25 protein-coding genes are annotated in these 24,555 nt (G+C 72.0%); 11 read left to right on the plus strand and 14 right to left on the minus strand.

Going from position 1 to position 24,555, the window contains the following annotated elements; genetic code table 11:
• Positions 1 to 7: 7 nt before the first annotated feature.
• Genes AC3WT4_RS06740 through AC3WT4_RS06750 form a run of 3 tightly spaced genes read right to left on the minus strand, consistent with a single transcriptional unit; the run spans position 8 to position 3,590 of the window.
• On the minus strand, positions 8 to 343 hold the full coding sequence (locus AC3WT4_RS06740; protein ID WP_492315053.1) for an STAS domain-containing protein: 336 nt from the start codon (positions 341 to 343) through the stop codon (positions 8 to 10).
• Entirely contained in the window at positions 340 to 2,355 is a 2,016-nt protein-coding gene (locus AC3WT4_RS06745; RefSeq protein ID WP_492315054.1) for a glycosyltransferase family 2 protein, read from the minus strand. The genes AC3WT4_RS06740 and AC3WT4_RS06745 overlap by 4 nt, the downstream gene beginning before the upstream one ends.
• Positions 2,352 to 3,590 carry a PP2C family protein-serine/threonine phosphatase gene (locus AC3WT4_RS06750; protein ID WP_492315055.1) on the minus strand — a complete coding sequence of 413 codons (1,239 nt, stop codon included), beginning with the start codon at positions 3,588 to 3,590 and terminating at the stop codon, positions 2,352 to 2,354. The genes AC3WT4_RS06745 and AC3WT4_RS06750 overlap by 4 nt, the downstream gene beginning before the upstream one ends.
• A 233-nt stretch (positions 3,591 to 3,823) precedes the next feature.
• Between AC3WT4_RS06750 and AC3WT4_RS06755 the strand changes: the two genes are divergently transcribed.
• Positions 3,824 to 4,339 (plus strand): mycothiol transferase, encoded by a 516-nt coding sequence (locus tag AC3WT4_RS06755; RefSeq protein ID WP_492315056.1) that lies wholly within the window; start codon positions 3,824 to 3,826, stop codon positions 4,337 to 4,339.
• 68 nt (positions 4,340 to 4,407) lie between these two features.
• Positions 4,408 to 5,163, plus strand: a complete 756-nt coding sequence (locus AC3WT4_RS06760; protein WP_492315057.1) for a class I SAM-dependent methyltransferase — start codon at positions 4,408 to 4,410, stop codon at positions 5,161 to 5,163.
• 303 nt (positions 5,164 to 5,466) lie between these two features.
• On the opposite strand, the gene AC3WT4_RS06765 is transcribed toward AC3WT4_RS06760, so the two are convergent.
• Positions 5,467 to 5,964 carry a PDDEXK nuclease domain-containing protein gene (locus AC3WT4_RS06765; protein ID WP_492315058.1) on the minus strand — a complete coding sequence of 166 codons (498 nt, stop codon included), beginning with the start codon at positions 5,962 to 5,964 and terminating at the stop codon, positions 5,467 to 5,469.
• On the opposite strand from AC3WT4_RS06765, the gene AC3WT4_RS06770 reads away from it, so the two are divergent.
• Both AC3WT4_RS06770 and AC3WT4_RS06775 read left to right on the plus strand, forming a co-directional pair.
• Positions 5,954 to 6,589 (plus strand): hypothetical protein, encoded by a 636-nt coding sequence (locus AC3WT4_RS06770; protein WP_492315059.1) that lies wholly within the window; start codon positions 5,954 to 5,956, stop codon positions 6,587 to 6,589. The genes AC3WT4_RS06765 and AC3WT4_RS06770 overlap by 11 nt on opposite strands.
• A 121-nt stretch (positions 6,590 to 6,710) precedes the next feature.
• Complete coding sequence (locus AC3WT4_RS06775; RefSeq protein WP_492315060.1) at positions 6,711 to 7,871, plus strand: hypothetical protein; 1,161 nt, start codon at positions 6,711 to 6,713, stop codon at positions 7,869 to 7,871.
• A 1,077-nt stretch (positions 7,872 to 8,948) separates the two neighbouring features.
• Here the strand turns inward: AC3WT4_RS06775 and AC3WT4_RS06780 are convergent.
• Positions 8,949 to 9,515 carry an SLATT domain-containing protein gene (locus tag AC3WT4_RS06780; protein WP_492315061.1) on the minus strand — a complete coding sequence of 189 codons (567 nt, stop codon included), beginning with the start codon at positions 9,513 to 9,515 and terminating at the stop codon, positions 8,949 to 8,951.
• Positions 9,509 to 10,027 (minus strand): hypothetical protein, encoded by a 519-nt coding sequence (locus AC3WT4_RS06785; protein ID WP_492315062.1) that lies wholly within the window; start codon positions 10,025 to 10,027, stop codon positions 9,509 to 9,511. Before AC3WT4_RS06785 ends, AC3WT4_RS06780 begins: the two co-directional genes overlap by 7 nt.
• A 535-nt stretch (positions 10,028 to 10,562) precedes the next feature.
• On the opposite strand from AC3WT4_RS06785, the gene AC3WT4_RS06790 reads away from it, so the two are divergent.
• The 3 genes from AC3WT4_RS06790 to AC3WT4_RS06800 all read left to right on the plus strand — a co-directional run bounded on the left by AC3WT4_RS06790 (position 10,563) and on the right by AC3WT4_RS06800 (position 11,881).
• Positions 10,563 to 10,712: a hypothetical protein gene (locus AC3WT4_RS06790; protein ID WP_492315063.1), complete on the plus strand. Its 150-nt coding sequence runs from the start codon at positions 10,563 to 10,565 to the stop codon at positions 10,710 to 10,712.
• A 6-nt stretch (positions 10,713 to 10,718) separates the two neighbouring features.
• Positions 10,719 to 11,408, plus strand: coding sequence for a DUF6338 family protein (locus tag AC3WT4_RS06795; RefSeq protein WP_492315064.1), 690 nt, complete (start codon positions 10,719 to 10,721; stop codon positions 11,406 to 11,408).
• Positions 11,409 to 11,689: 281 nt separating this feature from the next.
• The gene (locus tag AC3WT4_RS06800) at positions 11,690 to 11,881 is read left to right on the plus strand and encodes a hypothetical protein (RefSeq protein WP_492315065.1); all 192 of its coding nucleotides are present in this window, start codon (positions 11,690 to 11,692) and stop codon (positions 11,879 to 11,881) included.
• Here the strand turns inward: AC3WT4_RS06800 and AC3WT4_RS06805 are convergent.
• The 8 genes from AC3WT4_RS06805 to AC3WT4_RS06840 all read right to left on the minus strand — a co-directional run bounded on the left by AC3WT4_RS06805 (position 11,842) and on the right by AC3WT4_RS06840 (position 20,533).
• Positions 11,842 to 12,027, minus strand: a complete 186-nt coding sequence (locus AC3WT4_RS06805; RefSeq protein ID WP_492315066.1) for a hypothetical protein — start codon at positions 12,025 to 12,027, stop codon at positions 11,842 to 11,844. The two genes, AC3WT4_RS06800 and AC3WT4_RS06805, sit on opposite strands and share 40 nt — an antisense overlap.
• Before the next feature lie 161 nt (positions 12,028 to 12,188).
• Positions 12,189 to 12,905, minus strand: a complete 717-nt coding sequence (locus tag AC3WT4_RS06810) for an N-acetylmannosamine-6-phosphate 2-epimerase (protein ID WP_492315067.1) — start codon at positions 12,903 to 12,905, stop codon at positions 12,189 to 12,191.
• Positions 12,902 to 13,903: an ROK family protein gene (locus AC3WT4_RS06815; RefSeq protein ID WP_492315068.1), complete on the minus strand. Its 1,002-nt coding sequence runs from the start codon at positions 13,901 to 13,903 to the stop codon at positions 12,902 to 12,904. Before AC3WT4_RS06815 ends, AC3WT4_RS06810 begins: the two co-directional genes overlap by 4 nt.
• Entirely contained in the window at positions 13,896 to 14,819 is a 924-nt protein-coding gene (locus tag AC3WT4_RS06820; RefSeq protein WP_492315069.1) for a dihydrodipicolinate synthase family protein, read from the minus strand. Before AC3WT4_RS06820 ends, AC3WT4_RS06815 begins: the two co-directional genes overlap by 8 nt.
• Positions 14,820 to 14,893: 74 nt before the next feature.
• Positions 14,894 to 15,736: an ABC transporter ATP-binding protein gene (locus AC3WT4_RS06825; protein ID WP_492315070.1), complete on the minus strand. Its 843-nt coding sequence runs from the start codon at positions 15,734 to 15,736 to the stop codon at positions 14,894 to 14,896.
• On the minus strand, positions 15,733 to 17,832 hold the full coding sequence (locus tag AC3WT4_RS06830; RefSeq protein WP_400112181.1) for a dipeptide/oligopeptide/nickel ABC transporter permease/ATP-binding protein: 2,100 nt from the start codon (positions 17,830 to 17,832) through the stop codon (positions 15,733 to 15,735). The genes AC3WT4_RS06825 and AC3WT4_RS06830 overlap by 4 nt, the downstream gene beginning before the upstream one ends.
• Position 17,833: 1 nt before the next feature.
• Positions 17,834 to 18,790: an ABC transporter permease gene (locus AC3WT4_RS06835; protein WP_074804505.1), complete on the minus strand. Its 957-nt coding sequence runs from the start codon at positions 18,788 to 18,790 to the stop codon at positions 17,834 to 17,836.
• Positions 18,791 to 18,928: 138 nt separating this feature from the next.
• Positions 18,929 to 20,533: an ABC transporter substrate-binding protein gene (locus AC3WT4_RS06840; RefSeq protein ID WP_492315071.1), complete on the minus strand. Its 1,605-nt coding sequence runs from the start codon at positions 20,531 to 20,533 to the stop codon at positions 18,929 to 18,931.
• Positions 20,534 to 20,633: 100 nt separating this feature from the next.
• Between AC3WT4_RS06840 and AC3WT4_RS06845 the strand changes: the two genes are divergently transcribed.
• From AC3WT4_RS06845 to nagB, 4 genes are read left to right on the plus strand one after another with little or no spacing between them, the layout of a single operon-like run.
• Entirely contained in the window at positions 20,634 to 21,389 is a 756-nt protein-coding gene (locus AC3WT4_RS06845) for a FadR/GntR family transcriptional regulator (RefSeq protein ID WP_083384878.1), read from the plus strand.
• Complete coding sequence (locus tag AC3WT4_RS06850) at positions 21,386 to 22,453, plus strand: Gfo/Idh/MocA family protein (protein WP_074804503.1); 1,068 nt, start codon at positions 21,386 to 21,388, stop codon at positions 22,451 to 22,453. The genes AC3WT4_RS06845 and AC3WT4_RS06850 overlap by 4 nt, the downstream gene beginning before the upstream one ends.
• A complete protein-coding gene (locus AC3WT4_RS06855; protein WP_492315072.1) occupies positions 22,450 to 23,532 on the plus strand; it encodes a Gfo/Idh/MocA family protein in 1,083 nt (360 codons plus the stop codon). Before AC3WT4_RS06850 ends, AC3WT4_RS06855 begins: the two co-directional genes overlap by 4 nt.
• Entirely contained in the window at positions 23,532 to 24,314 is a 783-nt protein-coding gene (gene nagB / locus AC3WT4_RS06860; RefSeq protein ID WP_492315073.1) for a glucosamine-6-phosphate deaminase, read from the plus strand. Before AC3WT4_RS06855 ends, nagB begins: the two co-directional genes overlap by 1 nt.
• Positions 24,315 to 24,555 lie beyond the last annotated feature (241 nt).

The following is a 24,555-nucleotide window of genomic DNA, read 5'->3' on the forward strand; positions in this document are numbered from 1 at the left end:
GCGGGGGTCACCCGTCGGCGAACGCGCTCGCCGCGTCGTCGTGCACGCGCAGCACGCGGTCGAGGCTGGTGAGCCGCAGGACCGTCGCCACGGAGGGCGCGGCGTTCGCGAGCCGCAGGTCTCCCCCGGCGGCGCGCGTCGTGCGCAACCCGCCGACGAGGGCGCCGAGGCCGGAGGAGTCGACGAACTCGAGGCTCCCGAGGTCGACGACGAGCCGGGTCCGGCCCGCCTCGACGAGGTCGGTGACCGCGTCGCGCAGCTGGGGTGCGGTGGTGAGCGTGAGCCGCCCCCGCGGCACGATCACCGCCCCCGTCTCCTCGAGCGGTGTCACGTCGAGCTTCACTGGTCCTCCGTCCGTCGTCCGGTCATCGTCGTCTCCGGCACGGGCTCGCGCGGCGGGCGCGGGCCGGAGTACCGCGCGGCGGGGACGAGCACCCCGAGCACCGCGAGGTCGTACGCCACCCAGGCGAGGGTGACGAGGGTCGCGCCGAGGTCGGCGTCGAACGCGACGAGGCGCACCGTGCCGACGACGGCCGAGACCACGAGCAGCACCATGGCCGTGAGCTGGGGCCAGATCGTGCGCCAGGCCGGCCGGTGCTCCCCGGTCCGCGTCTTGGGCGTCACGACGAACCCGAGCGGGCGGCCGAGGACGACGTTCGCGAACGCCGTCCAGCAGGCCCGGATCCACACCGGGAAGAGCGCGAGCGAGTACTGCTGCCCCCGCCACGTCCGCACCCCGCGCGCCACGACGAGGAACAAGAGCTGGTTGAGCACGAAGTACGGCACGAAGCGCACGAAGAAGTCCGTCCCGAACGCCTGGACCGGGAGGATGCCGAAGCACAGGTACACCATGGGCGCCGCGAGGTACGCGAGCGCGGCGAAGCCCGCGAGGTAGCTCCACATCGTCGCGAAGTACATGAGCCGCTGACCCACGCGCAGCCCGCGCAGCGTGAGCGGGTTCTCCCGGAGCATCACCTGCACCGTGCCCTGCGCCCAGCGCAGGCGCTGCTGGAGCATCGTCGGCATGTCCTCGGGCGCGAGCCCGTGGGCCAGGACCTCGTGGTGGTAGACCGACCGCCACCCGAGCGCGTGCAGCCGCATCGCGGTGGCCATGTCCTCCGTGACGGAGATCGTCGCCATCGGCATGACGGCCTGCGCCTCGTCGCTGCGCCCGACGTCGACGGCGTCCGCGAGGCGGCGCACCGCCTCGACGGCCACGAGCGGCGAGAGGTCGCGCCGGGCGAGCCGGTCGAGCGCCTCCTCGTCGACGACGAGCTGGCCGATCTCCTCGTCCACCTGGAGCGGGCCGCCGGACACGAGCTCGGGCTCCACCGTCGCGAGCTCCGCCCGCAGCGCCTCCACCTGACCGGCGACGACGCTGCGCGACGCCTCGTCGACGCGGCGCTGGAACCGGTAGGTGACGTCGGCGGCGGGCTCCCCCGCCGCGAGGGCGCGGCGGGCCTCGTCGGCCTCCGCGCGGAGCCGCTCGACGGCGGTCCGCACCGCCGGGTCGACCGCCTCCGGCGAGCGCGCCGCCCGGGCGAGCACCGAGCCCGCGGTGCGCAGCGCGCGCCGCACGCCGACCGTCACGCCCTGCACGTACCCGACGACGCCGAGCTGCATGAGCGCCTCGCGCCGCAGCACGGCGTTGGAGCCGCAGAAGAACGCGGCGTTCCACCCGTCCTTCCCCTGCTGGATCGGCCCGTAGAAGAGGGGCGCCTGGCTCCCGAGGGGGTCGGCGTCGTCGACGTTGACGAACCACTGCGGGGTCTGCACGATCGCGACGCGCTCGTCCGCGGTGAAGTACCCGACAGTGCGGTCGAGGATCGCCGGGTCGGGCACCTGGTCGGCGTCGAGCACGAGCAGCAGCTCGCCGTCCGTCTGGAACAGCGCGTTGTTGAGGTTGCCCGCCTTCGCGTGCCGCGGCTTGCCCGCCCAGCTCGCGCTGCGCGTGAGGTACCCGACGCCCGCCTCCGCGGCGGCGGCCCGCATGCTCTCGCGCGCGCCGTCGTCGAGGATCCACGTGCGGTGCGGGTACCGGACGGCCCGGGCCGCGCGGGCGGTCGCGAGGACGAGCTCCTCGGGCTCGTCGTACGTCGTGACGAACACGTCGACCGTGACGCCCTCCGGCGCGGGCGGCGGCTCGCCCCGCTCGCGCACGCGCCACATCGTCACGCCGAAGAGGGCGGTGTCCACGAGGCTGTACGTCTCGGCCAGCACGAGCGGGACGGCGATCCACCAGTGCGACCACGCCACGGAGTCGAGCCACCGCCACGCGACGTAGTTGACGCCCGTGAGCAGCGCCAGCACGACGAGCACGCGGATCAGCACGAGCCGCCGCGCGGAGCCCCTCATGCCGCGACCCGCTCGACCACGAGGACCGTGAGGTCGTCCCCGACGTACCGCCCCTCGGCGAGCCTGACCAGCACGTCGAGCGTCGCCGCGGCGTCCCCGGCCTGCCGGACGTCGCGCGCGGCCCGTGCGAGAGCGGGACCCTCCGGGACGGGCAGCGGGACGTCCGGGTCCAGGAGCCGCGGGTCCCCGCCCGGGACCCCGAGGTCGGCGAGCAGGTCGACGAGCCCGTCGCTCACGACGACGAGCCGGTCACCCGGTTCGAGGGTCACGTGGTGGACGGTGCGCGCGGTGCCCGGCGCGACGCCGAGCGGCAGGCCGTCCGCCTCCAGGCGGTGGATGCCGCCGTCGGGCCGCAGCACGCTCGCGAGGCCGTGCCCCGCGTCGACGTACGCGAGCCGGCCGCTGTCGCGCTCGAGCGTGGCGCACCAGGCCGTGACGAACGAGCCGACCTCCTCCAGGTCCGGGGCGAGCAGGTCGTCGGCCGTCTCGACGCCGTCCGCGAGCGACGGTGACCGGAGCGCGGGCCGCAGCGCGGCGCGCGCCGACGCCGCCACGATCGCGGCGGGCATGCCCTTGCCCATGACGTCCGCGACGACGAACCCGGCGCCGTCGGCCGTCGTCGTCCAGTCGTAGAAGTCGCCCCCGACGCCGCGGGCCGGCAGGCAGCGCGCGGCCACCCGGTAGCCCTCGAGCTCCGGGGCGCGGCGCGGGAGGAGCCCGCGCTGCACCGCGCCCGCCCGGTCGAGCTCGACGTCGTGCTGGAGCTCCCCCTGGACCCACAGCGCGAGGTCGCGCAGCAGGGAGCGGTCGGCGTCGTCGAACCGGCGCGGCCGGGTGTCGATGACGCACAGCGTGCCGACCAGCTCGCCGCCCGGCGCCGCGATGGGGTGCCCGGCGTAGAACCGCAGGTGCGGGTCGCCGACCACGAAGGGGTTGTCGGCGAACGTGGCGTCCTGCGCCGCGTCCTCGACGACGAGCGTGCGGTCCGCACGGATCGTCACGTCGCAGAACGCGCCCTCGCGCTGCGCGACCGGGCCGTCGAGGCCGACGAACGCCTTGCGCCACTGCCGGTCCGCGTCCACGAGCGTGATGCTCACCGTCGGGACGCCGAACAGCCGCTGCGCGAGCCGCGTCACGCGGTCGAACCGTTCCTCGGGCGAGCTGTCGAGCACCCCGAGCCGCTGGAGCGCCAGGACCCGCGTGCGCTCGTCCTGGAGCGCGTCGGTCGTCGTCAAAGTCTCTTCCCCCTGCTCGTGCCCTTCGTCGTGACGCGACCTCCCGACATCTATCACGGAGTGCTGCGCGCCGCAGGGGCAGGAGAGCGCCCGCACGTCCCGGACCTGCCCTTTTGCCCACGTGCAGGACGGGCGCCGCCTCCCGCGCGGGCCGCTCCGGTCGCGAGCGTCCCGCGGTCCGGAGACGCTGCCAGAGGCGACACACCGCCGGGCACCCGAGGAGAGGGAGGACCGTGGACGCGATCACCGTGCTGGAGGACCTGTTCGGGAGGATCGGGCCGACCGCGACGCGCGCGGTCGACGGCCTCGGCGAGGACGCGCTCACCGCGCGCGTCGACCCGGGTGCCAACACGATCGCGTGGCTCGCGTGGCACCTCGCGCGCGGGCAGGACGCCCAGATTGCGAGCGCCGTCGGCCGGGACCAGGTGTGGACGCGCGACGGGTGGGCCCGCCGGTTCGACCTGCCGTTCGACGACGGCGCGACCGGCTACGGGCAGTCGGCCGACGACGTCGCCCGTGTCCGCGCGCGCGACGACCTGCTGCTCGGCTACGTCCACGCGGTCCAGGTCGAGTCCCGCGACGTGCTCGCGTCCCTCACCGCCGACGACCTCGACCGGGTCGTCGACGAGGCGTGGGACCCGCCCGTGACGCTGGGCGTCCGGCTCGTGAGCGTCGCGGTGGACGCCCTCGAGCATGCGGGCCAGGCCGCCTACCTCCGAGGCGTGCTCGAGCGCACCGGCCGCGCCTGACGCAGCGCCGGATCGCCGAGTGAGGCGCGACCGCCGAGCGCCAGGATCTGCGGTCGTAGGGTCGGACAATGGGGAACCCGACGCACTTCGACGCGCTCGCTGACTTCTACAGGTCCGCCCGCCCGCCGTACCCGGCCGAGCTGTGGGAGCGGGTGCATCGGACGGGCCTGGTCGCGCCGGGCCGGCGAGCGGTCGACCTCGGCGCAGGCACCGGGGAGGCGACCGGGCCGCTGCTCGCAGCGGGAGCCGACGTGGTCGCCGTCGAACCAGGCCCACAGCTGGCCGCCATGCTCGCAGCCCGCCACCCGACCGCGAAGGTCGTCGTCGCACGGGCCGAGGACGCCGAGCTCGGCCGAGCCGCGTTCGACCTCGCGGTCGCCGCCACCTCCATCCACTGGATGGACCTCGACGCGCTCCTGCCCCGGCTCCATCACGCCCTGATGCCAGCCGGACGGTTCCTCGTCTGGCGACACGTCTTCGGCGACCCCGCGGCGGAGCCGACCCCGTTCCGCGACCGGGTCGCGCGGATCGTCGCGCGGCGGAGCAGGCCGCCGCGCGCCGGGAACCCGGAGGACGTCAGGTCGACCGCAGCACGGCTGACTGCCTCCGGGCTGTTCACCGTCGAGGACATCGGTGAGTACCGCTGGAGCATCGAGCTCGACCCCGAGCAGGTTCACCGGCTCTTCAGCACGTTCAGCGACTGGAGCCGGCACGAGGTCGACGAGGTCGCAGCGGCCGTCGCGGACCTCGGAGGACGCGTCGTCGAGCACTACGTGTCCTGGTTGATCGTCTGTGCGCCGGTCTCAGGGGCTGGTCCCGAGTAGCCCCGTCCCTCATCGAGGTCCCGGCCCCACCTGCCGCGGGTACCGCACGCCTGCCGCCGCTCGCCGTCGGGTCGAACTATACAAAAATGACCGACAGAAGGACCGATATCGGAGCCGCGTTTGTGCTGGTTAGAAGCGGTTTCGGACGCTCATCCCCGGTGGTCTAGCTCATCCTGGATCACGGCCCCGAGTTCGGCGGCGGACGGCAGCACGCCACGGGCGTCCTCGGGCAGATCTTGGTTGTCCGCGACGGCTATCGGCATTCGGGTGCCGGCCAGCGCGTACCGCACCGTCGGGCCGGTCTTATCCGTGCACAGCAGGATCCCGATCGTCGGGGCGTGGATCTCGGGCCGGCTCGAACGGCCCGATCTTGAGCTCGACCACGACGCAGCGCAGCTGCTCGACGTGGAAGAACAGCAGGTCGACGTAGAACTCGTCCACCCGGTCGCTCGCGTCGTCCGGCACGGTCAGGCGCACCTGGCGCCCGACGAACGCCATGCCGCGACCGAGCTCGAGCATCGTGTCCTGCAGCCGGTCGATCAGCGCCTGCTCGACGTCCCGCTCGGCCACCCGTTCGGCCATCGCGAGGTGCTCAAACACGTACGGGTCCTTGACCAGCTGCTGCGCCAGCTCAGAGTCCGGCGCGTCCAGCGCCTCGGTGAAGAGCGCGAACGGGCTGGTAGTCGACTGAATCTCTGCCCGTTCTGGGGAGCGCGTTCCGTAGTCTGGCGCGATGACCGCCGCGTTCTCCTGGGTCGACCTTGCAGCCCTCGTCATCTCCATTGCGTCGTTGGCAGTCACGATCGCGATCTTCGCTCTGGGTCGGCGGCTCACGTTCCGCCAGCGTCGTGAGCGCGTGCGCGAGCTAGAGGCGAAGGCGTGGGAGGTCCTCGGGCCAATGCGCACGGACGGTCTGAACAGCAAGATCATCGTGATGAACGTTGACCGCTACAAGCGCGGCTACGACGGCGGTAACGAGTTGACCTGGCGCGGTCACATGTACACCGGTCCCGAACTCATCGAGATCGTCCACGGCGGAGTTGAGGTCATCGTGCACGGAACCGAGAGCTACTACGACGCGAACGGAAACCGCACCCTGACCAAGACGAACGACCCCGCACCGAACGTGGTCGAAGTCGGCCACATCCCCTGGGAGTGGATTGAAGACATCGCACCGGACGGCGATGAGTTCGACGGATCGGCGATCTTCTTCGTCAGGCACCGAGCTCCTGGCCGCCAGCCCTACAGCTTCGTGACCTACCGCGAGGGCATTTCGGTGCCGTTCGGCCCCAACGATCGTGACTACTACAGGTCGATCTCCGAGCTCGGTGTCCGACGCCCGCGGCCAGTCGTCGATCGGTGGCGGCTCGCGCGCGCACTGTGGAACGACCGTCGCATGAAGAAGCAAGCCAGAGCGCGTCTCTGACTCGCACGTCACCTCCTGAGCGGCGTCAGATGTGTCGACTGCTCTCTGGCCTGAGATTTCACCCGTGTTGACGCCGTCGGTGTCGGGGCCGCCCCGTACTCTCAGCGCGAAGGAGGCGCTGATGCTGTGGGATGAGCGGTTCAAGGGCAGTCAGGTGTGGCAGTACGTGGAGCAGGTGCGCGGACACATGAACGCTTCCACTATGCCGGAGTCGCCGTCCGAGCAGGACGCGCTGGCTTACGTCGGCATGGTTGTCGAGCTGCTCGAGAAGCGGCGAAGCGATAGCGATGCGCGTGAGATCACTCCGGCGATGCTCAGCAGCCTTGGGTCGAGCGTCTCGAACCTGGCGACGTACGTCGAGTCGGTGAACAACGGCAGCCAACAGTGGTCGCAGATCATCCCCTACGCGGACATGGTGCTCGACGCTCTCGCGTCCTGGCCCCCCTTGAAGATCGCGCGCTACCTGTCGGGGATCAGCAGTGCGACCGAGGCGTTTCAGACCAAGGCCGCGCAGGCAATCGACGTGCTCAGCTCGCGCGCGACGACTGCCTCCGCGGAGCTCGACAAAGTGCAGAGCAAGCAGCAGACGCTGGGCGAGTCCATCGACACGGAGAAGCAGCGCATCGCCGAGACCATCGCCACCTTCAAAACCGAAGCCGCCGACGCTGTGAGCGAGGTGCGTGACGAACAAGGTCAGCAGCTCTCCGAGCTCCTGACCCAATGGGACAAAGCCAACGCCGACGCGAGCCAGGAAGCAGCACAGACCCTCACCAACCTGAAGGGGCTCGAAGAGCAGGCCCGAAACGTCGTTCACGCGACGACGTCGCACATCGTGGCCACCGACTACGGGCGTTACGCCCGCAACAAGACGATCGCCGCCTGGACCTGCGACATCGCGGCCGCGCTAGTGGGAGCCGCAGGTCTTGCCGTGATCGTGTACCACTTGCTCAGCATCGAGCCCAACGCCGACTCGAACCTGGGGCTCTCCCTGACTCGCCTCGCCGTATCGCTGGGCACTCTCGGCATCGCCGGCCTCCTGGGGCGACGCGGACAGCAGCACCATCTCGAGGCCCGGGCCGCGAAACGAACCGACCTCGCGCTTCGACAGATTCTGCCGTTCACAGCCAACCTCGACGACGACGAACAGCGTGACATCGTGCGACAGTTCACCGACCGCGTCTTCATCCGCGGCGAGATCGACGCAGAAGCGAGCCAACCGGCGAAGCGCCGCGTGGTACAAGCCAGAGCGCGAGACGGGGAAGCACCTGAGGAGGCTGGCTGACCTCGACGAGCCATTCACTCAACACGACGCACAAGTTGAAGTCGGAGATCTCATGCCTTCGCTGCGCGTGACTTCCATCGGGACGACACTGGCGAACGCAGACGGGCTGTGCGGGTTGTGCGGTGCGTGGGGGCGTCGCAGTCGTGCGCACGTTCCGCCGCAGGCCGCTGGCAACACGACAACCGTTCTCCGGGCGGCGGACCGGATCGATGCCGGCCAACGGGGACCAGGGCGCTGGGTCGCGGGCGGTATGCAAGTCCGTGGCCTGTGTGTGGACTGCAACAACCTCGCTGGACGCACGTGCGACCTTGCGTATGCCGACTTCGCCAGGCAGATCCGCGCACGCCGATCATCTAGCCTCCGCATTCCGATGATTCAGTCAACTGAGCCTCCGCTTGCGATGTTCGCGCCCGGACTCGTGGCACGAAGCGTCCTGATGGGCATGTTCGCTATCGCACCCCAGTTGCGGGTGGTGCTACCCGAGGTTGCACACGACTTGCTTCATGCGCCCCGCGCGGTGCGTTGGCCAGGCCGTACCCGACTCTGCGTTGCTCTCACGCACTCGGACTTGGATCGCCATGGGCTCTTGACGAGCGGCTTGTCGATGATGCGAGTCCTTGGGCAGCGCGAGCTGCACTCCCCGCTCGCCGAGATCGTATTCCCACCTCTTGTGTGGACGCTGGTACCTGACCACCCTGCGGACCGCCTGGGCTATGAGGTCACCAGTGATCTGCCTGATGCTTCTGACTGGATCCGATACGCCCCTGAGCGGACGAGCGTGGACTTGCGCAATCTGCTCCGCCACCTGCCGGCGTTTGTCCATCCTCTGCACACCGCACACGGCGAGTGGATGGAGTTGTCTGGTGAGCACACCGTGCTCTTGCACGGAGCGCTCAGCCCTTAGCTACCGCCGCGGTGGTGGAGGCGCGAGGCGAGGAATCGGCGATGAGAGCCTGCCCGCAGTACTTCGAGCCTCTGCGCTTCAGGACTCTGTCGACGAGTGGACGACCCGGCTGGCCCCGGCAGGTAGGTGCCGCGCATCCCAGCACTCTCCCAACTTCCAGGTCTGGGCAGGCGCTACGGGGCTGGACGGGGGGTAGCTGACCCGGCCTGGTTCGGGGCGCTGGTATGGGTGTGCTCGAAGTTCCCCGCGTCAATCTTGCGACGTGCCGCGGCGAACGCGCGGTTCGACGTTCCTGGGTTCTCGGCATCGGCGGTGGCCTTCTCCTGGGCGATCGAGGCGGCGAGCTTGCGCCAGGCGTCGAGGGCGAGCCCGTGGTCGGGGTCGAGGTCGAGGTCGATCGCCTGACGAGTGCGCACCCGGAGCGTGCCGAGCCGGCGTCCCGCGTCCAGGTGTCGCCGTTCGGTGTCCCGAGGCTTGAGGAAGGTGACCAGCCCGGAGGCCAGGGCTGCGACCAAGGCCGCGATTCCCGGGACGGCGGGCGTGACCTCGGCGACGACGGTCGCGGCCGCGACGGTGGCGGCGATAGTGGCCATCAGTCCGAGCAGGAGGTGCAGACGCGCATAGTGCGTCGCCGTGGCGAAGTGCGCCTTCTCCGTCCACAGCAGGTCTTCCTCGAGTGTCTGCAGCTCGCGGACGATTTGGGCCCGGTACCGGACCGACGCCGGTTCAGCGCTCACCACGGCGGGTAGGGGAAGTCGTTGCCGAACACGTCGGCCATGGCCAGCCAGTACGTCGTCTTGGTGTCCGCGCGCCCGTCGAGCTCGTACGCCTCGTCCAGGTGGTGCTTGGCTTCGCGCAGCAGTTGCAGGGTCGTGCGGCGGTTCTCCTCGGAGGAGACCGCGTGGATCCGTGAGACGTACCCGGTGGGGTCGTTCATGTCGGGCAGCCCGCTCGTGATCAGGTCATCGATCAGGATCGTCAGATCGAGGTGGTAGAAGATCGAGGACTGCGTCTTGGCGTACGCCGCCGTGCGCATCTCGAGGTAGAAGCTTGACACCGGTGCCCCGGTGTGCGCCTTCCACTGCTTGAGGAGCCGGGCGAGAGGCTTGACCCGCTTGTTCAGGCGTTCGTTCTGCTGGGTGACGAACCGCAGGTGCGGCCTCGGGGCGGACTCGGTCCACCGGTCCCCCGGCCCCGGGATCTGGAACACGCGGCTCTCGCCGTCGTTGTTCGCGTGCAGCCAGGCAGGCACGACCTCGAAGTGTGGTGGCCCCATGAACTGGACCTGCACCGTCGGGCTCGACACTCGCAGGTTAGTGATTGCCCAGTGCGAGCCCTGCAGGACCGACTCATCGCCGCCAATGCACTGCTAGGGCGCGTGGGTTGGAGCCCGCTCGCCCAGGCCATGAGGTCCACGTCGCTGTGCCCGGCCAGCGCGGTTCCGTGGGACCAGGACCCACTCTCGAACAGCAACCCCGCATCCAACGCGCAGTTGTCGAGGGCCTTCTCGATCGCCGCTCGCCGCTCGGACACGACCGACCGGTCGTAGGCGCTTGGGATCAAGGTCGTGACGTACTGATCGACCAGGCCACTCGCCATCGACCTCTCCCTCCTCGTGCCGCACACACTATTAGAGGCACGCGGAGGCCAGACGGGACACGGCAGGCGGTCCGCAGGCACGCGACGACGCAAAGTTCGCCCGCGCGGCCGGCGCCGCTGTCTCAAGGCAATGGGAGACTGTCGAAGCACCTGCCGAAACGGACAAGGACCTACCCAAAGGAGTTGAAATGAGCGAACCGCAGGACGACCGCCGCACGACCGTGGATCTGACCCAGTTGGAGGAGAAGGGTCTCCTCGGGTCTGCCTACACCACGATCGACACAGGCAAGGTGAGCGCGAACGACGTGGTGGACATCGCCAACGACAACAGCGACTAACCAGACGTGGTTCCGGACAGTCTGGCTGCCCTGGTCTCGTTCCTCCTTCTGCTCGCCCCAGGGATCGTGTGGCAGTTGCAGCGGGCCCGCTACCGGCCGACGGTCAAGGAGAGCGCGCTGATCGAGGTGTCACGCGTCGTGCTCGCGTCCCTGGCAGCGACTGGGACGGCCGCGGCTCTCCTGAGTTGGTGGGTCTGGTTGCCGCTCTACCGCTATGCAGAGACGGCCAGCGACAGCAATTCACCTTCACCGGTCGCGTCGGTGCCCTACGTCGCGGGAGTCGTCGCTACATCCCTACTCGCATGCGGTCTGGTGCTGTTCGTGTCGCTCGCAAAGTGGCCAGGGCGAGCCTCGATCAACGAGGGGCGCATCTGGAGCCAGGCATTTATTGACCTACGCCCAGCCAACGCGAAGGTCACATACCTGACCGTAGTACTACTCGACGACACCGTGTGGAGAGGCGAGTTACTCGGCTTCGACTCCGACCCTGAGGACGCACAACGAAGTCTCCTGATCGGCCCACCTGTCCGGCGCAAGCGAGACGGTGGGAAGGAGTTCGACCACTTGGACGATCCCTGGCGGATGGTCATCCTCCCGGAGGCGCAGATCAAATCGATCCAGGTCTTCTATCTCCCGACGAACTCTGCTGCGGCTTCAACAGCGCAGCAGCCCGCAGGTACCGTTCAGCCGAAATGATCCGCCTCGTTCAGCGCGACGGGTCAACGATCGAGGCTGCGGTGGCTAGCGTGACCGAGACGAAGGTGGCGCGCGCTCCACGCACCTCGCCAGAAAGTGGAAGAAGACCGCGCCGCGGTGGTCAGCCTGCACGCCGACCGAGGTCGAAAAGGGGGTCGTCAACATCGCCGGTCTCGGCATAGCACTCCGACCCTCGTTCGCCGAAACCCGCCCGGACGGCATGCACGAGATCGTCAGGGTCAAGTACTGGGGCAAGGACTCCACGACCACGGAGAATGGACATGGTCCTCCTGCACCTGTTCCAGCGGGCGAACACCCAGCTCTACCCCAAGGCGGTGATCTCGGTCATCGACCTCCCGGGCGCGCGCATGAGCGAGGGCGTCGACCTCACCCAACACGACCTCCGCATCGACACCGACGCGGTCGGCCTCGCCTACGCCCGGAAGGGGTGGGTCTGGTTGACGACGTCGTAGACGCTGGCCAGCGCGCCCGGCACGTCGCTCGGATTGAGGGTGCGCAGGTTATCGGTGTCGCGCAGGTAGGTCGCCACCACGTCCATCACGTCCTCGATCCGGTCCAGCGGCGCGAACCAGCCGTCTCGGCTCTTGCGGATCGACACGGTGCGCACGTCCCCGGCCCAGTCCTACACGTCCTGGAACAGGCGCCGGTGGATCGCCCGCAGCCCGGCGAGGCCGTACGTCGCGGGCAGCCTGTGCTCGCGCCGGGGTCGCGCTGCATGCGGAGCCGGGATGACGGGTCGCCACCCCGGCGCGCACCCCGTCAGGCAGACGGCGCCACCGCGTCGACGAACCAGGACGTGAGGGTCGTGGGGTGGGTGATCGCGGTGCCCACGCACACGGCGAACGCGCCGTGTGCCATCGCCTCCGCGGCCTGGGTGGGGGTGTGCACGCGACCCTCGACCACGACCGGGAGGGTGCAGGTGGCGACCATCTCGTCGACGAGCGCGAGGTCGGGACCGTCAGTTCGGGGCCGCTCGCCGGTGTAGCCGGAGAGAGTCGTGCCGAGCAGGTCGACGCCCGCGTCCTGGGCGGCGAGCGCGTCGTCGAGCGACCCGCAGTCCGCCATGACGAGCGCGTCGGTCGTCTCGCGCAGGCGCGCCACGGTCTCGGCGAGCGTGAGTCCGTCGGGGCGCGGCCGGCGCGTGCCGTCGAGCGCGACGACGTGCGCGCCGGCGTCCGCGACCGCGCGGGCGTGCCGCAGGGTCGGGGTGATGAAGACCCCGCCGTCGCCGTCCTTCCACAGCCCGACGACGGGCACGTCGACCGCCGCGACGACGGCCGCGACGTCGTCCAGGCCCTGCACGCGGACGGCGGCCGCGCCCCCGGCGACGACGGCGCGCGCCATCTGCGCCGTCGTGCGCGGGTCGCGCAGGGGCTCGCCGGGGTAGGCCTGGCAGGACACCGTGAGGCGTCCGCGCATCGCGTCGAGGACGCGCTCGCGCGTCCAGGGGGTCCGGTCGTGCTGCTCCGCGCTCATCGCGCTCCTCCGTCGGTCGTGCGGTCGTCGAGCAGGTTCCACGCGCCGCGCGCCGCGCCGACGACCGCCGCGACGTTCCCGAGCGCGGCGGGCCGCAGCGGCAGGTCGGCGAGCACGTCGACGACCTCCGCGCGCAGCGCGTCCTCGAGCGCGGACCACCACAGGTCGCCCGCGCCGGCCATGCCGCCGCCGACGACGACCACCTCCGGGTCGAGCACGGTGACGACCCCGGCGACGGCGCGGCCCACGGCCCGGGCGGCGTCGCGCACGACCGAGGCCGCGAGCTCGTCGCCCGCGTCGGCCCGGGCGACGACGTCGCGCGTGTCGGGGCTGGTCGCGTCCCCGCCGAGCGCGAGGTAGCGGCGGTGGACGGCCGGGCCCGCCCCGATCGCCTCCAGGTGGCCGGTGCGTCCGCACGGGCAGCGCAGCAGCTCGGCGCCGGGGACGGGCACGTGCCCCAGCTCCCCCGCGACGTGGTGCGCGCCGCGCAGGGGACGCCCGTCGAGCACGACGGCGCCCCCCACGCCGGTCCCGACGGCGACGAGCAGCGCGCTGCGCGCGCCCGCGGCGGCGCCGCGCCACACCTCGCCGGCGGCGTGCGCGTCGACGTCGTTCTCGACGAACACGGGCAGGTCGGGGACCTCCGCGAGGTCGGCGAGCCGGCGGCGCAGGCCGCCCGCGACGTCGGTCCCGGGCCAGCCGGGCAGGGTGTCGGTCGCGGACACGATCACGCCGCGACCGACGTCGACCACGCCGGCCGTGCCGACCCCGAGCGCGCGCAGGCGCGCCGCGCCCGGCAGCGCGGCGACGACCTCGCGCACGACCCCGGCGACGGCGTCGAGCACCGCGTCGGGGCCGCCCGCGGCCGGGGTCGGCACGGCGAGCACGGGACCGAGGGTCCCGTCGGCCGCGACGGTCGCCGCGGCCGTCTTGGTGCCGCCGAGGTCGACGCCGACGACGACCGTCGGCGCGGCGGCGGCAGGGGAGGCGTCAGCCACGCAGGAGCCCCGCGGCGCGCGTGATCTCCTCGACGCGCGCGGCGACGTCGTCCGCGAGCGGCTCGACGGGGTACGCGAGCGTCGCGGTCTCGATGAGCCCCTGGCGCTGCGCGGACACCTTGAACGCCCCGACGCCCGCGGCGTCGCCCGAGCGGCCGCGGGCCTGGAACACGATCTCGAACAACGCGGCGATACGGTCCTGCTCCACCCGGGCATCGTCCCACTTCCCGGCCTGGGCGAGGTCCCACAGGCGCACGTACCCGCCCGCGTCGACGTTCGCGAGGCCGGGCACGACGCCGTCGGCGCCGAGCAGCAGCATCCCGTCGACCACGACCTCGTGCCCCGTGAAGAGCACGAGGGGCGAGCCGGCCGCCGCGTTGGCGGCGACGAGGCGGCGGAACGCGACGTCGTCGCCCGACGAGTCCTTGACGCCCGCGAGGACGCCCTCGGTGCCGAGCCGGACGAGGAGGTCCGCGGGCAGCTTCGTCCGCACGCGCACCGGGATGTCGTACGCGAACAGCGGCACGTCCACGGCGGCCGCGACGGCGCGCAGGTGGCGCTCGATCTCGTCGAGGTCGTTGAGCGCGTAGACGGGGGCCGTCGCGACGACCGCGTCCACCCCGCCCGCCACGAGCGCCTTCGCCTGCTCGACGACGCGCGCCGTCGTCAGGTCGATGGCGCCGCCCATGACCGGCACGCGACCGGCGGCCACGCGCACGACGGTCCGCACGACGACGTCGCGCTGCGCGTCGGTGAGGTAGGCGACCTCGCCGGTCGACCCGAGCACGAACAGGCCGTGCACGCCCTCGGTGACGAGGTGGTCCACGAGACGCTCGAGGGACGCGACGTCGACCTCGCCCTCGGTCGTGAGCGGGGTGAGGACGGGCGGGACGATCCCGCGGAAGGGGGTGGTCACGAGGAGCTCCGGTTCTGGGTTCAGCGGTGGTTCGGTCTGGGTGGTGCCCCGCGTCGCGAGGGGCGCGGCGCCGCTCACAGGAGGGCGGGCGCCGCCGCGAGCAGCGTGCGGGTGTAGTCGTCCTGGGGGTCGTCGAGCACGCGCGCGGCCGGGCCCGACTCGACGATGCGGCCGCCCTGCATGACGACGATCTCGTCGGAGACGTGGCGCACCGTCTGGATGTCGTGCGAGATGAAGACCATCCCCAGGTCGAGCGTGGCCTTGAGGTCGGCGAGCAGGTTGAGGATCTGGGCCCGCACGGACACGTCGAGCGCGGACGTGGGCTCGTCGGCGACGATCACGTCGGGCGAGAGCGCGAGGGCGCGCGCGATCGCGACGCGCTGCCGCTGCCCGCCGGAGAGCTGGCCGGGCAGCGCGTCGAGCGCCGACTCGGGCAGCCCGACGAGGTGCACGAGCTCGCGGACGCGCGCCTCGCGCGACGCGGCGTCGCCGACGCGGTGCACGTCGAGCGGGTCGCGCAGCGCGTCCCGGACCCGCATGCGCGCGTTGAGCGCGGTGGCCGGGTCCTGGAAGACGACGGACACGACCCGCCCGACGTCGCGCCGCACGCGCGTCGTGTACGTGTCGACCGGCTGGCCGCGGAAGCGGATCTCGCCGGACGTCGGGGCCTGCAGCCCGACGAGCACCTTCGCCATGGTCGACTTGCCCGAGCCGGACTCGCCGACGATCCCGAGCGTGCTGCCGCGGCGCACCGCGACGCTGACGTCGTTCACGGCGTGCACGCGGTTGGCCTTGAACAGCGTGCCCGTGCGGGCCTTGAAGACGACGTGCACGCCGCGCAGCTCGACGACGGGGGTGTCGTGGTCGGTCGCGGACCCCCGGTCCGCGGCGGGCGGGGTCTGGTCGGTGGCGCTCATCGCGTCCCTCCGGTGGTGATCGGGGCGGGGCCACCGCCCGCGACGGCGCCGACCGGCTCGTCCGGCGGCATCGCGACGAGGTGCTGCCCGTCGGCGTCCACGGCGCGCAGCACGGGCCGCACGTCGAGGCCGCGGTCGGGGCGCGACGAGCGCGGCGCGAACCGGTCGCCCGTCGGGAAGTCGCGCGGCGACGGGACGGTGCCGGGGATCTGGTGCAGGCGCGTGGAGCGCTGCTCGATCGAGAGCACCGCGCCGAGCAGGCCCTGCGTGTACTCGTGGCGGGGGTCGGTGAGCAGCTCGCTCGTCGGCGCCTGCTCGACGACCTGACCCGCGTACATGACCGTGATGCGGTGCGCGATCTGCGCGACGAGCGCGAGGTCGTGGCTGACGAACACCATCGCGAAGCCGAGCTTGACGCGCAGCTCGTCGAGCAGCGCGACGACCTGGGCCTGGACGGTGACGTCGAGCGCCGTCGTCGGCTCGTCCGCGATGACCAGCTTCGGGTCGCGCGTGAGGGCCATGGCGATGAGCACGCGCTGGCGCTGCCCGCCCGAGAGCTCGTGGGGGTAGCTCTTGAGCGTGCGCTCCGGGTCGAGGCCCACGAGCTCGAGGAGCTCCTCGGCCGTGCGGGTCCCGCCGCGGCGCGTGAGCTGCTTCATCTGCGCACGGATGAGCATCGACGGGTTGAGCGAGCTCAACGCGTCCTGGTAGATCATCGCGATCTCGGTGCCGCGCAGCGACGCGCGCTCGCGGTTGCCCATCGCGAGCAGGTCCTTGCCGCCGTAGCGGATCTCGCCGCTGATCTGCGCCGAAGGGTCCAGCAGGCCCATGACGGCGAGCGACGTGATCGACTTGCCGCAGCCGGACTCGCCGACCAGCGCCATCGTCTCGCCCGGGCGGACCGAGAACGAGACGTCGTCCACGACCGCGACGTCGCCGTGGCGCGGGAACCGGATGGACAGGTTGCGCACCTCGAGCAGGGGCTCGGCGTCGCCGTCGTACACGGGCCGGTCGGTGCGGGCCGACTCGGCCGCGCGCAGCGTGGCGAGGCGCGTGGCGAGGGGCACGGCCCGCCCGACGTGCGCGACCTCCGGCTCGACGTCCGGCACGACCGGCTCGGACTCGGCGAGGCGTGCCTCGTCCGCCGTCTCGACCGGCTCGTCGGCGTCCATCGCGGTGAGCTCCGCGGCGACGGCCGCGTCGTCGGAGTCGGTCGCGACGGCCTTCGCCGGGGTGGCGCGCGTCGCCCGCGGGGCGGCGACCATCGCGTCCGTCATGCCCTCGGACAGGATGTTGAGGCACAGGACGGTGAGCATGATGGCCAGGCCGGGGAAGAACGTCGCCCACCAGTAGCCGCCCATGACGAGGTCGCGGCCCGCGGCGATGATGTTGCCCCACGAGGGCTCCGGGTCGGGCACGCCCGCCTGGATGAAGGACAGCGACGCCTCGAAGACGATCGCGTCGGCCACGAGCACCGTGGTGAACACCAGCACGGGCGCCGCGCAGTTGCGCGCGACGTGCTTCGCGAGGATCCAGGCCGTGCGCGCGCCCATGACCCGGGTCGCGGCGACGTAGTCCTCGCCGTACTGGTCGAGGATGTTGGCCCGCACGACGCGCGTGAGCTGCGGCGTGTAGAGGAACGCGATCGTCAGCACGAGCACGGGCAGCGAGCGGCCGAAGACCGAGACGAACACGGCGGCCAGCGCGATGCCGGGGAACGACATGATGATGTCGAGCACGCGCATGAGGGTCTCGGAGACGCTCTTGCGGGCCGTCGCGGCGACGGCGCCGAGCACGGCGGCCGCGGCGAGCGCGATGGCGGTGGCACCGAGGCCGATGACGAGCGAGTAGCGCGCGCCGTAGACGACGCGGGAGAAGATGTCGCGGCCCTGCCGGTCGGTGCCGAACCAGCTCTCCGCGCCCGGGGGCTGGACGGGCGTGCCGGTGGCGAGCGGGTCGTGGCTCGCGACGAGCGGCGCGAAGACGGCCGCGAGCGCCACGAGGAGCACGAACGCGAGGGAGATCTTGGACCCGAGGGGCAGCGCGCGCAGGCGCAGCCCGGGGGTCGAGAGTCGTTCGGTGAGCTGTCGGCGCACGTCACACCGTCCTGATCCGCGGGTTGACGAGCACGTAGAGCATGTCGACCACGATGTTGATGAGCACGAACGCGAGCGCCACGGTGAGGGTCACGCCCTGCACGAGGTTGGGCTCGTTGTTGGTGACGCCGTTGAGGATGAGCGTGCCCATGCCGGGCAGCGCGAAGATGATCTCGATGACGACGGCGCCGCCGATGAGGTAGCCGACGCGCAGGCCGAGGACCGTGATCGGGGTGATGAGCGCGTTGCGCAGCACGTTGCGCCCGACGACGACGTGGCGCGGGATGCCGGCGCCGATCGCGGTGCGGACGTAGTCCTTGTCGAGCTCCTCGACGACGGACGTGCGCACGACGCGCGTGAGCTGGCCGACGACGGGGATCGCGAGCGCGAGCGCGGGCAGCGCCATGCGCGCGAGGTAGCCGCCGAGGTCCTCGGACGGGTCGGGCAGGGGTCCGCTCGCGGGCAGCCACCCGGCGCTCAGGGTGACGACCTGGATGAGCAGCACGGCGAGCCAGAACGACGGCGTCGCGAGGGACGCGACGGACACGACGCGGATCGCCTTGTCGGGCCAGCGGTCGCGGTAGAGCGCCGCGAGGATGCCCATGACGAGCGCGGCGACGACGGCGATGACGAGGCCCATGAGCGTGAGCTGCAGGGTGATCGGCAGGGCGCGCGCGACCTCGTCGGCGACGGGCACCTGGCGTGCGCTGAACGTGCCGAGGTCCCCGTGCAGGAGGCCGCCGAGGAACGCGACGTACCGGACGAGGAGCGGGTCGTTGAGCCCGTTGGCCTCGCGGTACGCCTCGCGCGCCTCGACCGAGGCGCCCTCGCCGAGTGCCTGGATCGCGGGGTCGACCTGCGAGAACGACATCACGAGGAACACGAGGAACGTGATGCCGAGGATCATGATCGGCAGCTGCAGGAGGCGGCGTCCGACGAGCCGCAGCAGTGCGCTCACGGTCGGCCTCCTGGTGCGTCGGGGGTGCGGTGCATGGTCTGTCCGTTCTGGGTGCCGTGCGGGTGCCGGGCCCCCTCGCCCGAAGGGGGCGGGGCGAGGGGACCCGGGGTCGGTCGGCGCCGGCGTCGAGCCGGCTTGCTACTTGACGAGGCCGGCGTCGAGGAACGACAGCCCGGTGATCGGCAGCGGCTTGAAGCCCGAGAGGCTCTCGCCGTCCCAGGCGGTGGGGAGCTTGCGGTGCAGCAGCGGGTACAGCGGCACCTCGGTGGAGATCAGGTCGAACGCCTGGTCCCACAGCTCCTGCTGCTCGTCGCCCGACGTGCGGACGGCGGCGTCGAGGATCGACTGGAGCTCGGCGAACTTCGGGTCGTCGTTCCAGCGGTAGCGCGACTGCGACCAGACGTTGTCGCCGTACCACCAGCGCATGAGCAGGTCGGGGTCGTTGCCGAAGACGGACGGGTCGCCGGGCGCCACCATGACCTGCAGGTCACCGTTGTCGACCTTGGTGTACTGGCCGCCGGACTGGCCGATGTCGAGCGTCGTGTCGACGCCGATCGCGTCGAGGTTCTCCTTGATGAGCGGGGCGATGTCCGCGACCCAGCCGGTGTCCGTCGTCATGAGGGTGATGGACAGGTCGCTCACGCCGGCCTCGGCGAGGAGGGACTTGGCCTTCTCGGGGTCGTACGAGTAGACGGTCGACGCCTCGTGGTAGTTCGGGTGGCTCTGCGGCAGGAAGCTCGTGGCCGCGGCACCGTTGCCGAGGAGCCCGTTGTCGATGATCTTGTCCATGTCGAGGGCGTAGAAGAACGCCTGGCGCACGCGGACGTCGTCGAACGGGGGCAGGTCGGTGTTGAACATCATGAAGAGCGTGCCGAACGACTGGACCGACTCCACGTCCACGGCGCCCTCGAGCGTCGGGACGTCGATGTAGGGGACGTCCTCGATCGCGCTGACCGTGCCGGAGCTCATCGCGGTGACGCGCGCGGCCGGGTCGGACAGCAGGTTCCACACGAGACCGGCGGCCAGCGCGGGGCGACGGCCGTTGTAGTCGTCGAACCGCTCGAACGTGATCTTGTCGTCGGGCGTCGCCTGGGTCATCTTGAACGGGCCGGTGCCGACGGGCAGGGCGTTGAACGCCTCGTAGTCGGACTCGACGAGCGCCTTCGGGACGATCTTGACGACCGACACGCGCTCGGAGACCAGGCTGAACGGGTACTTGAGGTTGATCGAGACCGTGTCGTCGTCGACCGGGGTGACGGACTCGATGAAGTCGATGAAGCCGGCGTAGAGCGACTCGCTCGCCGGGTCGAGCACGCGCTCGAAGCTGAAGACGACGTCGTCGACGGTGACGGGGGTGCCGTCGTGGAAGACCGCGCCCTCGCGGATGTCCACCTCGTAGTGGGTGTCGTCGACCTGCGCCGGGAGCTCGGTGCCGAGCGCCGCGTAGACCTCGCGCGTCGCGGGGTCGAGCTCGGTGAGTCCCTCGAAGACGTGCCAGTTCGCGGCTACTGTCACGGCACCGGTGGTGATCATCGGGTCGAAGCCACCGGAGAGGGAGTACGAGATGCCCGCCTCGATCACGGCGTCCTGGTCGATCTCGCCCTGGGCGGCGGTGCCCTCGGTCGGGTCGTCCTGCGCGGCGTCGCCACCCGAGCACGCTGCGAGGCCGAGCGCGAGCACGACGCCCGCGGCGACCGCAGCGACTCCCCGGCGACGGGGAGGTGAGCTGACGTGAAGCTTCATTGGTTCTCCTGACATGAGACCGACAATCTTCCGGAGAGAAGATGTCTGATGTCTGACGTTGTGTAGCATGACACTAGGACCAGAAACCGAAGGGGTCAAGATGGCGACACCACGGCGGAGGAGCTTCGCGACGCTCGACGCCTCCAGAGCCGGCAGCACCGGTGCGACCGCACCGCGGCGGACCACCACCGCCGACCGGATCAAGGACTTCATCCTCGGCGAGGGGCTGCGCCCGGGGGACCCGCTCCCCACCGAGGCCGAGCTGTGCGAGCACCTCGGCGTCTCCCGGTCGAGCGTGCGCGAGGCGATCCGCACCCTGTCGACCCTCGACATCGTCGAGGTCCGGCACGGGCACGGCACGTTCGTCGGCAGCATGTCGCTCGACGCGCTCGTCGAGGCGCTCGTCTTCCGCGGCGTGCTCTCCCCCGGCGACGACCTGCGGGCGCTGCGCGACGTCGTCGAGGTGCGCCAGGCCCTCGACCTCGCCATGGCCGAGCGCATCGTCGCGAGCCTCGCCGGCACGTCGAACCCGGACCTGCACGCCCTCGTCGACGAGATGGTCGCCGCGGCGTCGCAGGGCCTGTCGTTCCCCACCCAGGACCGGGCGTTCCACACCGGCCTGCTCGCGCGGCTCGACAACTCGCTCGTCGGGCAGCTCGTCGCCGCGTTCTGGGACGTGCACACCGCCGTGATCCCCAAGCTCGGGCTCTCCGTCGCCGCCGACCTCGACCAGACCGCGCGCGCGCACGGCGCGATGCTCGACGCCGCCGAGGCCGGCGACGTCGAGGCGTTCCGCGACGCCGTCGCCTCGCACTACCAGCCGATCGACCGGGCCCTCGGGGTGACGACGGCGTGAGACCCCAGCACCTCCCCCCGGCCGGGCGACCGTCGAGCCGCCGCCCCGTCGGGATCGCCGTCGTGGGCATCGGGGCGTTCGCCCGCGAGCACCTCACCGCGCTCGCGGCGCTCGACGGCGCGGACGTGCGCTGGGTCGTCGGGCACGACCTCGAGCGCACCCGCGCGCTCGCGGCGCTCGTCCCCGGCGCCCGGGCGACCACGTCCCTCGACGACGCCCTCGCGGACGACGCCGTGCACGCCGTGGACGTCGTCACCGCGACCCCGACGCACGCGCGCGACACGATCGCCGCGGGCGAGGCCGGCAAGCACGTCCAGGTCGAGAAGCCGGCGGCGCTGTCGCTGCCCGAGCTCGACGCCATGGTCGCGGCGACCGAGGGCCGGGGCACGACGCTCGTCGTCGGGCAGACCGTGCGCTTCCAGCCCGCCGTGACGGCGCTCGCCGCCGCGGCCCGCCGGGGCGAGATCGGCACCCCGCGGCTCGCGCACATCTCCTGGTACACGGGCCACGCGTGGCCCGCCGGGTGGCGCGGCTGGCAGCTCGACCCGGAGCTCTCGGGCGGGCACCCCGTGCACAACGGGACCCACATCATGGACGCCGCGACGTGGCTGCTCGACGACGAGCCGGTCGAGGTCTTCGCGCGCGGCTTCCGCACGTTCTCGCCCGACATGGAGTCGCCCGACTCGTTCCACGTGCAGCTCCGCACGGCGTCGGGCGCGCTCGCGACGCTCGAGCTCTGCTACGCGCTGCGCCGCCGCGGCGAGCTCGTGCGCCGGGTCGTGCTCGTGGGGACCGAGGGGACGCTCGCGCACTCGACCACCGAGGAGGACGGCCTGCACTCCGACGCCACGACCGCCCCGCCCGTCTCCGTCGAGGGCGCGCTGGGGCTCCAGCTCGCGCACTGGCTCGACGTCGTGCGCGGCGACGCGGCGCCCGTCGTCACGACGCCGCAGGTGCGGGCGGCGCTCGCGACCGCGCTCGCGGCGCAGCGCTCGCTCGTCTCCGGGCGACGCGAGCGCGTCGCCGACGTCCCCGGCTACGCGACCGCGGGGGTGGCGGCATGAGCACGACCCTGCGCGTCGCGTTCGCGTCGGCCGTGCGCCACGCGGCCGACTACCTGCGGATCCTCGGCGCCGACGACCGCGTCGAGCTCGTCGGCGTCGTCGAGGAGGCGGACGCGCCCGGCTGGGTGCGCGACGACTCGCGCGCCGTCGCCGAGCGCGCCGGGGTGCCGTACGCCGAGGTCGCCGACGTGACGGAGATCGCGGAGGCCCTGGGCGGCGCGGTGGACCTCGTCGTCGTGTGCGCCGAGCCGACCCGGCACGCCCGCCTCGCCGCCGCGCTGCTGGAGGCGGGCCTCGACGTGCTCGTCGACAAGCCCGTCGCGACGACCCTCGCCGACGCCGACCACCTCGTCGCGGTCGCCGCCCGCACGGGCCGGACGTGCGCCGTCGTGAACCGCACGCACGCGCCCGCGCTGCGCCGCCTGCGCGCGTGGGTCGACGCCGGCCACGTGGGCCTGCCGCGCCACCTGGACCTCGAGCTCCTCGCCTCGGGGGCGCACTTCGCGACGTCGGTCGAGCGTCCGGAGCTGGTCGTGGACCGCGCCCTCTCGGGGGGCGGCGAGCTGCTGAACTTCCTCGGCTACTGCGCGGACGCGGCGCACCACCTCACGGGCCTGCGGACCCTCGAGGTGCACGCGTTCGCGGGGTCGCTCTTCCTGGAGCCGCACCGCGAGGCCGGGGTCGAGGACACGGCGGTCGTCACGCTCGAGCTGGAGCGCGGCGTGACCGCGACCGTCACGCTCGGGCGCGTCCCGTTCGCGCCCGGCGGCACGCCCACCACGTCGTCGGTCCGGCTGCTCGGGTCGCACGGCCACGCCGTCGCGGACGACGACGCCCCGGCCGTCGCGCGGTTCGGCGCGGACGGGCGCACGGCGATCGCCGCCGACGCGGGCCAGGTCGCCGCGGCGGCGTACCTGCGGCACGTGGTCGGGGCGGTGCTGGCCGGCCGACCGCCGGACTACGGGATCGAGGAGGCGCGCGCGTCGCTCGCCGTGATCGACGCGGCGTACCGCTCGGTCGAGACGGGCGACGTCGTCGCGGTGGAGCACCGGACGGTGCGCGAGGAGGCGAGGGTCTGATGGAGGTCGTGATCGCTCCGGCGGAGCGGTTGGCGGTGCTGGCTGCGGATGCCGTGGAGGCGGTGGTGCGGTCGGGGCCGGGGTCGGTGCTGGGGTTGGCGACGGGGTCGTCGCCGTTGAAGGTGTACGACGAGCTGGTGCGTCGTCATGTGCAGGACGGGTTGTCGTTCGCGGGGGTGCGGGCGTTCATGCTGGACGAGTACGTGGGGTTGCCGGTCGATCATCCGGAGCGGTACCGCAACGTGATCGAGACCGAGATCGCCTCGCGGGTGGACTTCGCCCCGGGTGCGGTGCAGGGCCCGGACGGCAACGCCGAGGACCTGGTGGCGGCGTGCGCGGCCTATGAGGACGCGATCGCGGGGGCGGGGGGTGTGGACCTGCAGATCCTCGGGATCGGGACGGACGGGCACATCGCGTTCAACGAGCCGGGCTCGTCGCTGGCGTCGCGCACGCGGATCAAGACGTTGACGGCGCAGACGCGCGAGGACAACGCGCGGTTCTTCGGTGACGACGTGGAGCGGGTGCCGCAGCACTGTCTGACGCAGGGTCTGGCCACGATCATGTCGGCGCGGCACCTGGTGCTGCTGGCCACGGGCAAGGGCAAGGCCGAGGCGGTGCACCAGCTCGTGGAGGGTCCGATCAGCGCGATGTGGCCCGCGACGATCATGCAGACGCACCCCCACGCCACGGTCCTGGTCGACGACGCGGCGGCCTCGCGCCTGCAGCTGGGCGACTACTACCGCCAGACGTACGCGTCCAAGCCCGACTGGCAGGGCCTCTGACCCGACGTCCAGGTCAGGTCGAACCCGCCCGGACTTCACCCGCTCGAGAACTGGACGCCTGTCCAGTTGGGTGTCTAGGTTGAGGGCCAGCCGATGCCCGCACCACAGCCCCCTGCAGGTGCGGGCATCGGCGACGACGGCGGTGCCGCCTCTCGTGTCCGACACGCCCGTGCCCCTGCTGCTCCGGTCCCGCTGGTCCGCGGGGGTACGGCGGCGCCCGTGGACGACGCCCGCCGAGACC

The organism is Cellulosimicrobium sp. EB106-03-01-XG111 (genome assembly GCF_058792115.1).